The following is an 11332-nucleotide window of genomic DNA, read 5'->3' as shown; positions in this document are numbered from 1 at the left end:
GGGATTGTGGTGCCAGCCGCAAACAGCGGCGACCGGATGTGAGGTTCCACGGCATCGACGCCGTGGCTGACAACAGGCTCGCTCCAGGATCTAAAAGACGGAGAGCCAAATGACCCCTTGACGACAACACCCTCATGTGAGTCCGGGCATGACGGTCTAATAAAGTGGGGGAGGGGCGTTTTGCGTTGCTTCGGGCGCAATGCGGCGGTTTGACAGGATTGGCGGACCCGCCCAAGCTCGTCGGCGATGTCCACGTCTCCGTTCGTCCCGCTCGACACCTTCATGGGCCTGCCGTTCAGGTCCGACGCCAAGGGCAGCAAGGCCGCCATTCTCGGCATTCCCTTCGATTGCGGCACGCATCCGACCCGCATCGGCTCGCGGCTGGGCCCAGCCTCGATCCGCGAGCAATCCCGGCTCCTGCGCCCCCACGATCCGCTGAGCGGGCTCGATCCCTTGGAAAGCCTGAAGGTGGTCGATTGCGGCGATGCGGCGGTGAAGCCCGGAGAGATCGAGCCGTCCTACGCCGCCATCGCCGCTTCCGTCGGATCCATCCTCAAGGCCGGGGCCACGCCGATCACCATGGGCGGCGACGGCGCCATCGTGCTGCCGGAGATGCGGGCCTTGCATGGCACCTATCCCGACCTGGTGGCCGTGCATCTCGATGCCCACACCGATGCCTATCCCATTCCCGGCTACAACACCGCGACCGGCTTCGCGCGGGCGGCGGAGGAGGGGGTGGTCGATGCCGGGCGCTCCTTCCATATCGGTGTGCGCGGCAGCACCATGGTGCCCGGCATCTACGAGCATGCGCTGAAGCTCGGCTATTCGCTGGTCACCATGTCCGAGCTGGCCCGGCGCGGCATTGCGGCAGTCATGGGTGCCGTGCGTCGCAAGGTCGGCGACCGCCCGGTCTATCTCTGCTTCGACATGGATTTCTTCGACCCGTCGGTGGCGCCCGGCGTGTGCACGCCGGTCTGGGGCGGGGTCTCCGCCGCCGAGGGTCTCCTCGCGCTCGAGCTGTGCTGCGCCCTCGACATCGTTGCCCTCGACGTCAATACCGTGAGCCCGCCCCACGATACGGGCGGCATGTCGGCCTTTCTCGCCGCCACGGTCATGCTGTCGGCGCTCACCCACCTTGCCCGCAAAGGGGCACCTACCCGGCGGCAGATGCGTGCGCCACGGGCCAAGCGCCGTTAGAGCGAATGGCGATGACGTGGAATCCCCCTCACCCAGCTTCGGCTAGGCTCGGCTTCGCCTCGCCAAGCCTCCGCAACCGTCGGGAACGGCAGCGCCGGATCCTTCCGGCGCTGCGTCGGGGACGGAAGGACCCGTCCCCGACCGTTCCGACCCCCCATTGGGGGAGAGAGGGTAGGGTGAGGGGGTGATGCCACCTTACCGGCACATGCTCTAGGATCGAGCCTCCGTTCCTAAGCAAGAAGGTCGGTTACGACCATGACCATCCACGAGCTGCCCCGCGTCTTGAAGCGGATCGAGCCGACGGCGCCGCCGGTGCCGGTCTTGTTCGACTCGCCCCACAGCGGCGCCGACTATCCCGAGGAGTTTCGGCCCTCGGCCCCGCTGGAGGTCTTGCGCACCGGCGAGGACGCCTTCGTCGATGAGCTGTTCGCCGCCGCACCGTCGCGCGGCGCCATCCTGATCCATGCCTTGTTTCCCCGCAGCTTCATCGATGCCAATCGCAACGATCGCGACATCGATGCGGCCCTCCTCGACGGTCCCTGGCCGGGGAAGCTGGCGCCCACCCAGAAAACCGAACTGGGCTTGGGCCTCATTCGCCGGCTGGCGGTGCCGGGGGTGCCCGTCTATGACCGCAAGCTCAAGGTCGCCGAGGTCGAGGAGCGCATTCGCCGCTACTACGAGCCTTACCACGGCGAGATCGCGGCCGCCTTCGACCGGCTGCACCGCACCTTCGGCCGGGTCTGGCACATCAACTGCCATTCGATGAAGTCCGTCGGCAATGCCATGACCGTCGACGCCGGCTCGCGGCGCCCGGATTTCGTGCTCGGCGACCGCGACGGCACCAGCTGCGCCGGCACCTTCACCAAGGCGGTATTCGATGCGCTCGTCGGCATGGGCTACCGCGTCACCGTCAATCAGCCCTACAAGGGTGCCGAGCTGGTGGTTCGCCACAGCAAGCCCGAGGCCGGTCGCCATTCGCTCCAGATCGAGATCAACCGCAAGCTCTATATGGACGAGGAGCGCATCACCAAGACTTCCGGCTTCGCCAAGCTGCAAGCCGATCTGACCAAGCTGATCGACGCCGTCGTTGCCTTCTCCCGGAGCGAAGGGGCCTATTCCCGGAGCGAGGGGGAATGAGGCGCGAGCGGGCGCATCCGCCGGGCGAGGTGCGTCGCCTCACCTTGGCGAGCCGGGTGCTCGAAGGCAACCTCTTGGGCGATCCGACGACGCGCCCGCTCGAGGTCTACCTTCCGCCGGGCTTCCGGGCGGGGGAGAGGCTGCCGCTCCTGGTCGATCTCGTCGGCTTCACCGGTTCGGGGCTGGCGCACACGAACTGGCGCCCCTTCACCGAGAACGCGCCGGAGCGGCTCGACCGTCTCATCGGCTCGGGTGCCATGGCGCCGGCGGTCGTCGCCTTTCCCGACTGCTTCACGAGGCTCGGCGGCAACCAGTACATCAACTCCGCCGCCATGGGGCGCTACGAGGACTATCTCGTGCAGGAGGCGGTGCCGCTGGTCGAGCGGGAATTCGGCTGCGGGGGTGCGGGCAATCGCGGCTGCTTCGGCAAATCCTCCGGCGGCTTCGGGGCGATCACCCACGCCATGCGGCGGGCGGATTTCTGGGCGGCCGCCGCCTGCCATAGCGGCGACATGGCCTTCGATCTCGTCTACCTCGCCGACATGCCCAATACGCTGAACGAGCTCGCCAAGCACCGCCGTTCGATCGAGACCTTCATCAAGCATTTCGAAGCGGCGAAGAAACCGACCCAGAAAGAGACCCACTGCCTGATGATGCTGGCGATGGCGGCGACCTACGATCCCGACCCGAATTCGTTCCTCGGCATCCGCCTGCCGGTCGATCTCGAGACCTGCGCCCTCATCCCCGAGCGCTGGGCACAATGGCTCGAGCATGACCCCGTGCTGATCGCCGCATCCAACGTCGCCAATCTCAAGCGGCTCAAGGGTCTCTATATCGATTGCGGCAGCGAGGACCAGTTCCACCTGCACTACGGTTCGAGACGCCTGCACCAGACTCTGAACCGCCTCGGCGTCCGGCACCGCTACGAGGAATTCCCCGACGACCACAGCTCGGTCGACTACCGCATGGATGTGAGCCTGCCGTTCCTGGTCGAGGCGTTGTCGCAATAGGTGCCCCCACCGATGATGCCCCCACCCCGACCCTCCTCCACGCTTCGCGCGGGGGAGGGGGCACGAAGCCGAGTTCGGGCTCCCTCCCCCACGGCTAAGTGGGGGAGGGTCGGGGTGGGGGTGCATTGGGATCCGCGCATTTATTGCCTGCAAGTCGTCTCGCTCGGCGAATAAGAAACGGTTTGGAGCGCCCCTCGGCAATATCTTGTGCGCATGCCTGGGCTTCCGGTTTCGGGCCTTGTGCGCCGCGGCCATCCGCTATAATCAGCCTCGCGACAACCAGGCCAAGCACGGGAATTCGGCCATGCCTAAAGTCTTCATCGACGGCGAAGCGGGAACCACCGGCCTCCAGATCCACCAGCGCCTGAGCGGGCGCCGGGATATCGAGCTCGTGAGCCTTTCCGCCGAGCGCCGCAAGGACAAGGCCGCCCGCGCCGAGGTGCTGAACGGGGTCGACCTCGCCATTCTCTGCCTGCCCGACGAAGCGGCCAGGGAGGCCGTGTCGCTGGTTCGCAACAATGCGGTGAAGATCCTGGATGCGAGCTCGGCGCACCGGGTGGCCGAGGGCTGGGCCTATGGCCTGCCCGAGCTCGATGCCGGCCATGGCGATGTGGTGGCTCAGGCGGCGCGGGTCTCCAACCCCGGCTGCTATCCCACCGGTGCGGTTGCCTTGCTCCGCCCCCTCGTCAAGGCCGGGCTGCTGCCCGCGTCGTTCCCGGTCACCGTCAATGCCGTCTCGGGCTATACCGGCGGCGGCAAGCGCATGATCCAGCAATTCGAAGACCCATCCGCCGCCGATGCGATAAAGGCCGCGGTCAGGGTCTATGCCCTCGGTCTCGAGCACAAGCACGTGCCGGAGATGCAGGCGTATTCGCTCCTGGAGAACCGGCCCCTGTTCTCGCCCTCGGTCGGCCGCTACCGCCAGGGGATGATCGTCGAGGTGCCGCTGCAGCTCTGGGCCTTGCCGAAGGCAGTCAAGGGTGCCGATCTCCATGAGGCGATCGCCCAGCACTTCCGCGGCAGCCGCTACATCTCGGTGGCGCCGCCGGCCTCGCAGGCCGGCATGGACGCGCTCGAGCCGGAAGCCCTCAACGGCACCAACGAGATGCGGCTCTATGTCTTCGCCAACGACAGTCGCCGCCAAGCCCTCCTGGTTGCGGTCCTGGACAATCTCGGCAAGGGCGCCTCGGGGGCCGCGGTGCAGAACATGAACCTCATGCTCGGGCTTGATCCCGCCGCCGGCCTGTCGACCATGGCCGAGGCCGCCTGAGTCCGGCGCTGTCCCACCCCGCGCGTGCCCGGGACTGGGACAGTGGGACAGTTGCCTCTGCCGACCGGTAAGTCTCTCTGCCAGAACGAGAATTTTGTGCGAGCCGGTGTTTCCGCGCGATCCAGCCATGGGCCGCTCCGGAGACGCGGTTGGAGCAAAGACCCTCACCCGCCTCGCATGCGCTCGGCACCGTTGGGGACGGGAGGACCCGTCCCCAACCGTCCCGACCCCGCGATGCGGGAGAGGGGCCAGATGAGGTCGCGCTGAATCCCCTCTCCCGCACCGCGGGGTCGGGGCCGCAATGAGCGGACCGACGAGGGGCCCGCGCGTAGCGTGGGAGGGTGAGGGGTGGCCTATGCCGCCGCGACCAAGGGGTTGTTTTCCCGCTTCAGCACCCGGCGCACCGCCATCCGCTGCAGCAGGCCGACGCCGTTCCCAGCCTGATAAGCCGGACTGTCACCGACGCCCGATGCCGCGGGCACGTAAATCATGATTATTCCGGGAGCCCGGCTCGCCGCAGCCCCTCGACGAAGCGTTGGCGCAACGCGTCATTGTAGGGCAGGTTCTCCTCGGCCCAGGCAAGCGATATGCCGGGTTGCAGTCGTCTCAGTGTCGTCAGCGCTGCTCGCGCGCGCTCCAAATCGCCTGCCAGAGCGCAATTTGCGACCAAGCTCCGATGGGCGAGGACGTAGTCGGCGCGCTCCTGAAGCGCCCGTTGCGCCCAGTTGGCTGCCTCCGTGAAGCGACCTGCTGCGCAGCAGGCCAGCGAGTAATGATGAAAATAGTGCTGCTTGAAGGGATCGCGGGGGCTCATGCGGAGTGCCCGATCGATCGCCTCGATCGCCTCCTCGGGCCGGCCGCCTGATGCGAGCATGAGACCCATGAATCCATGGGCCAGAGCAAAGTTGGGATTGAGCTCAATCGCCTTGCCAAGAGCCGCGACGGCCTCCTGCTGCCTGCGAAGAAAAAATTCTATGTAACCCAAGGCGAAATGAACCCACGGATCATCATGATCAAGTGCGACTGCCTTATCGGCGGACTCCTTGGCTTGCGGCACGACCGTTCTCAAGTCCCCGCCCCAGCCGTAATACGCGCTCCGGACCCTTGTCCAGACAAGCAACGCAAGAGCACGCGCATAGTTGGGGTCCAACGATATCGCGCGCTCGAGGAAGCTCAGCGCCTTCCGGGTGTCTTCCGCCGTCATGTGGCTGAAGAGCGACAAGGCTCGCATGACGCAACCCCATGCATCGAGATTGGCAGGCGGCTGTGCCTTGGCACGCATATTCTCGGCACCGTAAAGCTGCGGCTCGATCGAGCCGACGACGCTCTCCGTGATCTCGTCCTGTATTGCGAAGATATCCGCCAGCTCGCGATCATATCGTTCGGCCCAGAGGTGGTTGCCGGTCGCGGCATCGACGAGCTGCGCGGCGATACGCAGGCGATTGCCCGCTTTGCGCACGCTCCCCTCCAATATGTAGCGCACGCCGAGATCGCGCCCGACTTGCCGGACGTCAGGCGATGTCCCTTTGTAGGAGAAGCTCGAATTACGCGCGATCACGAAGAACCATCGCAGCCGAGATAACGCGGTGATGATCTCCTCGACCATGCCGTCGCAGAAATACTCCTGCTCGGGGTCGCCGGAGAGGTTTTGGAAGGGCAGAACCGCGATGGATGGCTTGTCGGGAAGAGGCAAGGATGTTTCGGTAACTCGAGGCTGATCCTTCCGCAGCGTGAGCCCATCGATCGGGGCTTCCTCTACGGTGCCGACGAAACGGATGCCCTTGCGGGCCACGGTGCGGATGAGCCGCTGCTGCGTACCGCTGTCGCCGAGCGCCTTGCGCAAGGCGTTGATGCGAGTCGTCAGCGTGGATTCCGAGACGATCCGTCCGCCCCACACGGCGGCCAGGAGATCGTCCTTGCTCACCACCCGGTCGCGATTCTGGACTACGTAGATCAGGAGGTCGAAGACCTGCGGCTCTAATGGGACTAACTCGCCGGCCTTGCGAAGCTCGCGTTTGGCAATATCAAGAACAAAATCCTCGAAGCACAGACTCGCACTTTCGCCGATTGCACGCGGGTTCACAGCCGCATGACCGGGAGGGGTCATTCCGGGATGCCCGCAAGCCGAAGCCCTTGCAACATGCGTTCAGCGTCCTGGGGTCGTTGGAAGAAAAAGAGGGCCCGATGCTTAGAGAGCGTGTAATCGGGATTCAACGCAAGCAAGCGCGCCGCCAGAGCGCGAGCCTTATCGAGGTAACCAAGGTTGGCATAGGCGACGGCCCCAATCCTCAGGGTCGCCGGAGCTTCCGGATAGTCGCGTATGCACTTTTCGATGCAGGCGACTGCATCTTCGTACTGCCCTACATAAATGTGGGAGAGCGCCATGGCCGTATGGCCCAAGAAATTGAGCGGATCCCGTGGGCTCAAACGAATGCTCCGCGCTGCATGCTCGAGGGCGAGTTCTGGCTTTCCACGCCAAGCAAGTGTCATGGCGCTGATCCCCCATGCCACCGCGTCATTCGAATTAAGATTTAGCGCGCGATCGATGAGCGCCGCACCCCCTTCGAGATCGTGGAAGATAAAAGCGAGCGCCCATCCGGCGGCATAGAGTGCTACAGGATCGTTACGCCCAGTGTCGGTCGCTTGTGCAACGAGACCACGGATCTCTTGATCCTCGGCAACGACGCTCGCGGACCATCCATAGCTCCGTCGAAGCGCCAGGCAATAGGCCGCCATTCCATGTGCAGCCGCAAACTCGGGGTCCAATTCGGCCGCCCGCTTAAACAAGGTGAGCGCGTCATCCATGCTCTCTCGATTTCTGCCCTGAAAACTGGAGAGGCCACGGAGGTAAAAGTCGTACGCGTCGAGGCTTTCCGTCGGCTTGCGACGAACCCGTTCGATCTCGGCCTGCCGCAGCTCCGGCTGGATCGTTCCCACTATGCTGGCCACGACGCGGTCCTGAAGCTCGAAGATATCCTCGAGCGCGCCTTCAAAGCGATCAGACCAAACATGCGCGCCGGTCGTCGTGTCGATGAGCTGGGCGGAGATCCGCACCTTGTTTCCTGCCTTGCGAAGGCTGCCCTCGACCACGTAACGGACACCAAGATCGCGGCCTATCTGCTTCACGTCGACCGATTTGCCCTTGTAGGTGAAGCTCGAATTGCGGGCGATGATGAAGAGCCATCGAAACCGCGCAAGGGCCGCGATGATGTCCTCAACGATACCGTCAGCAAAATATTCCTGCTCGTGATCGCCGGAGAGGTTGTCGAACGCCAGCACCGCGACCGACGGCTTGTCGGGAAGTGGCAACGCTCCTTGGCAGGCGGGCTGCGATGTTGACGCCATCGCCGAGGATGTCCTCACCATCGATGACGATGTCACCGACGTTCACACCGACTCGGAAGCGAATCCGGCGATCCTCGGGCTGGCCGTCCTCGTGCGAAACCATCGTTCGCTGGATGTCCACGGCGCAGCGGACGGCATCGACCGCGCTGGCGAACTCCAAGAGCAGCCCATCGCCGGTGGTCTTGACGATGCGGCCGGAATGTTCGGCGATCTTGGGATCGATAAGCTCGCGGCGAAGCGCCTTCAGGCGCGCGAGCGTTCCCTCCTCGTCCACGCCGACAAGCCGGCTGTAGCCGGCGACGTCGGCCGCGACGATGGCCGCAAGCCTGCGCTTGGCGCGTTCGGCCTCCACCGCCCTCCCCGGAACGGCTGATCGAAGGGGATGTTAATCTTTAGCCCCCGCAACCGCCAATTGCGCGGCGCCGCGCCACCGCCTTCTCAAAGTAACTCCTTCGATCCAAAGGCTTAGCCCCGCGATGGAGCGGTTCGGCGGGGCGCGCTCGGCTGGACTGGCCCTGTGATTTCAGTCACAGCGGCGAAATCGGTTCGGCGGCATCCTCTGGGTAGATCGCCATGCGGAGGAACCCATGCAGCATTTCCTCGAACCAGTCGATCATGCGGTCCGTACACAGCAAGTCATCGCGGCGTGGTTTTTCGGGCTCGGCACCTGGGCAATATCGATGGCGATGATTGTCACGTTTGTCTGAGCCCCAGATGGCCACCAGCCGCCGCACCGCCGAGAAGCGCAATGATCTCCCGCCGCCTCACTCGATCACCTCGTCGGCGCGGCCGAGCAAGGGCAGCGAAATCGTAAGGCCGAGGGCCTTCGCCGTCTTGAGGTTTATGGTGAGATCGAACTTGGTCGGTTGCTGGATCGGGAGCTCGCCGGGCTTCTCCCCGCGCAAGATGCGATCGACGTAGGCCGCTGCACGTCGGAACGTGTCTTTCGCGTCGATCCCGAAGGAGACCAAGCCGCCGTCTGCCGCATATTGCGGATAAGGGTAGATCGCCGGCAGGCGGTAACGAGCCGCGAGGTCAATGACCGCCTTGCGATGACCTTCGGTGACGGGATTGGGCAGCACGACGAGGCCCCAGCCGGGATCATCGCCCAAGGCATGTATGGCATGCTGGGCCTCGTCGGCGGTGCGCGCCGGCGCAAGCTTCACATCCACTCTCAACGATGCGGCAGCAGCCTCGATGGATGGCATGTATAGCCCGCCAGCGGGAGTCGTCAGCGGATCGAAGAGGACCGCAATATACGCAACGCGCGGGGCTATCTCCTTGAGGACCTCGAGATATTTACCAGCCGCCATGGGCTCGACGTTGGTAAATCCGGTCACGGTGCCGCCGGGCTTCGCCAGGCTGGAGGCGAAGCCTCGGCCGATCGGGTCCGACACCAGAATGAACACGATCGGAATGGTGCGTGTCTCCTGCAGGAGGGCATCGACCGCAACCGGACCCTGCACGGCGATCACCTCGGGCCGCAGCGCGACCAGCTCCTTCGCATGATCGCGCGTGCGCGCGGGATCGGCATCCGTCCATCGATACTCGATTTTCGCGTTACGGCCGTCCACCCACCCCAGGTCGCGAAGCTGCTGCGCGAGGGCAGCAACCCGGGACTGCGATTCTGGATCGGACTCCGCCGTGCTCATCAGCACACCGATCCGGGCGATCCTGTCGCCCTGTTGGGCAAATACGGCCCGCGGCCATGCGACCGCCGTACCGGCGAGCGCAAGCGCGCCGAGGGTTTTACGCCGCGAGATCATTCGATCACCTCGTCGGCGCCCATCAACCGGCTGTAGCCCGCCACAGCGGCGGCGAGCATCGCAGCGATCTTTCGGGTGGCGCCTGTCATTCCGGCAGCCCGGCGATGCGGAGACCCTCGCCGTAGAAGGCAGCCTGATCCCTCCGCTTGTAAGGTCTGCAAGAACTAGCGATCCTTGCGTCTGGCTGAATTAGCAACAGCCGTTTGATCGTTTCATGGGCCTCGTGCACTCGACCAAGGTGCGCCAATGTAGCGGCCAAAAAGCGGTAAGTTAGAGGCCAGGTTATCTCCTGGATAGCAGCCTCCAAGACCGGGAGAGCCTCATCCAGCTTCTTCTCGAATAAATGTGAGCCTCCAAGCCCGCTCCGGTGGATTCCAATGTTTGGATCAAGTGGACTTAGACGGATAGCTTGTAGGAAATGAACGCGGGCCTGAACCGCGTCTCCTGCGAAGAGGTGAACCCAGCCTCCCCAAGCGCGCGCCCGCGCTGAGTTAGGATTTAGGTTGATGGCTTTTTCGGTGAGCGAAAGACCTGAAGCGGTGTCGTGGTCATAGTATGACAGCATAAAACCTACCATCCCGCGAACGTCCGCATCCAAAGGATCACAGTTGAGCGCTAACCGGGCAAGCCGGACACTTTCGACGCTGGGGTCACCCTCAACCGGCGCGAATCCAAAGAGAAAGATCTGATGCTGGCACAACGCCATCAGCGTCAACGCCAATGCGAAGGTGTAATCCATATCGGCGGCCTGTTTGGCAAATCTATAGGCTCGCTGAATGTCGGCGTCTGTGAGCCGATAGTAGTGCGACAACCCCTTCAGATATAGATCGTAGGCGTCGAGGTTGGTGGTTGGTTTGCGGTTGGTTCGATCCATCTCCGCGCGCTGCAATGTGGGGCCGAGAATGCCGACGACGCTAGCCGTCACCTGATCCTGCAGGGCGAACACATCGTCCAGAGCACCTTCAAATTTATCGGCCCAGAGATGGACGTTGCCGGTCGCGTCGATGAGCTGAGCGGTGATCCGGACCCTTTGCCCGGCTTTGCGAACCGATCCCTCGAGCACGTAACGCACGCCGAGGTCGCGTCCGACCTGCTTCACATCGACGGGCTTGCCTTTGTAGGTGAAGGAGGAGTTGCGAGCGATCACGAACAGCCAGCGGATGCGGCTCAAACCGGTAATGATCTCCTCGACCATGCCGTCGCAGAAATACTCCTGCTCGGGATCGCCGGAGAGGTTTTGAAAGGGCAGCACGGCGATGGAGGGCTTGTCAGGAAGTGGGAGAGCGGGTCGTTCGGACATTCCCGCGTGTGCCTCCTCGACCGCACGAACTCGGACTCGGTATACGCGCACCCGGTGGTCGATATTCTTGAGCGTCTGATCTCCGGTGTCTTCGACTTCTAGATCAATCCGCCCTCGAATGCTGTCGTATACCTGGCTCGAGATCGAGACCCCGCCTGGCTCCGCCATCTGCTCCAGGCGGGCTGCGATGTTGACGCCATCGCCGAGGATGTCCTCACCATCGATGACGATGTCACCGACGTTCACACCGACTCGGAAGCGAATCCGGCGATCCTCGGGCTGGCCGTCCTCGTGCGAAACCATCGTT

11 protein-coding genes are annotated in these 11332 nt (G+C 64.0%); 4 read left to right on the top strand and 7 right to left on the bottom strand.

The window, feature by feature from the left end; all coding sequences use genetic code 11:
- Window positions 1-246: 246 nt before the first annotated feature.
- The 4 genes from HY058_16885 (at window position 247) to argC (ending at window position 4614) form a co-directional block, all read left to right on the top strand.
- Entirely contained in the window at window positions 247-1197 is a 951-nt protein-coding gene (locus HY058_16885; GenBank protein MBI3498972.1) for an arginase family protein, read from the top strand.
- A 255-nt stretch (window positions 1198-1452) separates the two neighbouring features.
- Window positions 1453-2334 (top strand): N-formylglutamate amidohydrolase, encoded by an 882-nt coding sequence (locus HY058_16880; protein ID MBI3498971.1) that lies wholly within the window; start codon window positions 1453-1455, stop codon window positions 2332-2334.
- Window positions 2331-3344 (top strand): enterochelin esterase, encoded by a 1014-nt coding sequence (locus HY058_16875; protein MBI3498970.1) that lies wholly within the window; start codon window positions 2331-2333, stop codon window positions 3342-3344. Before HY058_16880 ends, HY058_16875 begins: the two co-directional genes overlap by 4 nt.
- Before the next feature lie 304 nt (window positions 3345-3648).
- The gene (gene argC, locus HY058_16870; GenBank protein ID MBI3498969.1) at window positions 3649-4614 is read left to right on the top strand and encodes an N-acetyl-gamma-glutamyl-phosphate reductase; all 966 of its coding nucleotides are present in this window, start codon (window positions 3649-3651) and stop codon (window positions 4612-4614) included.
- 353 nt (window positions 4615-4967) lie between these two features.
- On the opposite strand, the gene HY058_16865 is transcribed toward argC, so the two are convergent.
- The 7 genes from HY058_16865 to HY058_16835 form a co-directional block, all read right to left on the bottom strand.
- Window positions 4968-5105 carry a hypothetical protein gene (locus HY058_16865; protein MBI3498968.1) on the bottom strand — a complete coding sequence of 46 codons (138 nt, stop codon included), beginning with the start codon at window positions 5103-5105 and terminating at the stop codon, window positions 4968-4970.
- Between the two features lie 2 nt (window positions 5106-5107).
- Window positions 5108-6721 (bottom strand): winged helix-turn-helix domain-containing protein, encoded by a 1614-nt coding sequence (locus tag HY058_16860; GenBank protein ID MBI3498967.1) that lies wholly within the window; start codon window positions 6719-6721, stop codon window positions 5108-5110.
- Window positions 6718-7923, bottom strand: a complete 1206-nt coding sequence (locus HY058_16855) for a tetratricopeptide repeat protein (GenBank protein MBI3498966.1) — start codon at window positions 7921-7923, stop codon at window positions 6718-6720. Before HY058_16855 ends, HY058_16860 begins: the two co-directional genes overlap by 4 nt.
- The gene (locus HY058_16850) at window positions 7841-8311 is read right to left on the bottom strand and encodes an adenylate/guanylate cyclase domain-containing protein (GenBank protein ID MBI3498965.1); all 471 of its coding nucleotides are present in this window, start codon (window positions 8309-8311) and stop codon (window positions 7841-7843) included. Before HY058_16850 ends, HY058_16855 begins: the two co-directional genes overlap by 83 nt.
- Window positions 8312-8486: 175 nt before the next feature.
- Window positions 8487-8708 (bottom strand): hypothetical protein, encoded by a 222-nt coding sequence (locus tag HY058_16845; GenBank protein MBI3498964.1) that lies wholly within the window; start codon window positions 8706-8708, stop codon window positions 8487-8489.
- A gap of 15 nt (window positions 8709-8723) precedes the next feature.
- Entirely contained in the window at window positions 8724-9725 is a 1002-nt protein-coding gene (locus tag HY058_16840; GenBank protein ID MBI3498963.1) for an ABC transporter substrate-binding protein, read from the bottom strand.
- An 85-nt stretch (window positions 9726-9810) separates the two neighbouring features.
- On the bottom strand, window positions 9811-11332 hold a 1522-nt coding region (locus tag HY058_16835), incomplete at its 5' end, for a hypothetical protein (protein MBI3498962.1).

This window comes from Pseudomonadota bacterium (assembly GCA_016195085.1).
Classification (GTDB): domain Bacteria; phylum Pseudomonadota; class Alphaproteobacteria; order SHVZ01; family SHVZ01; genus JACQAG01.
Note: the sequence above shows the minus strand (reverse complement) of the source record. Positions and strands in the feature narration are given on the sequence as shown.

What these genes read in the sequence shown, in the direction of transcription:
- HY058_16885 (MBI3498972.1), top strand. Translation starts at nt 247, where the DNA reads ATGTCCACGTCTCCGTTCGTCCCGCTCGACACCTTCATGGGCCTGCCG.
- HY058_16880 (MBI3498971.1), top strand. Translation starts at nt 1,453, where the DNA reads ATGACCATCCACGAGCTGCCCCGCGTCTTGAAGCGGATCGAGCCGACG.
- HY058_16875 (MBI3498970.1), top strand. Translation starts at nt 2,331, where the DNA reads ATGAGGCGCGAGCGGGCGCATCCGCCGGGCGAGGTGCGTCGCCTCACC.
- argC (MBI3498969.1), top strand. Translation starts at nt 3,649, where the DNA reads ATGCCTAAAGTCTTCATCGACGGCGAAGCGGGAACCACCGGCCTCCAG.
- HY058_16865 (MBI3498968.1), bottom strand. Translation starts at nt 5,105, where the DNA reads ATGATTTACGTGCCCGCGGCATCGGGCGTCGGTGACAGTCCGGCTTAT.
- HY058_16860 (MBI3498967.1), bottom strand. Translation starts at nt 6,721, where the DNA reads ATGACCCCTCCCGGTCATGCGGCTGTGAACCCGCGTGCAATCGGCGAA.
- HY058_16840 (MBI3498963.1), bottom strand. Translation starts at nt 9,725, where the DNA reads ATGATCTCGCGGCGTAAAACCCTCGGCGCGCTTGCGCTCGCCGGTACG.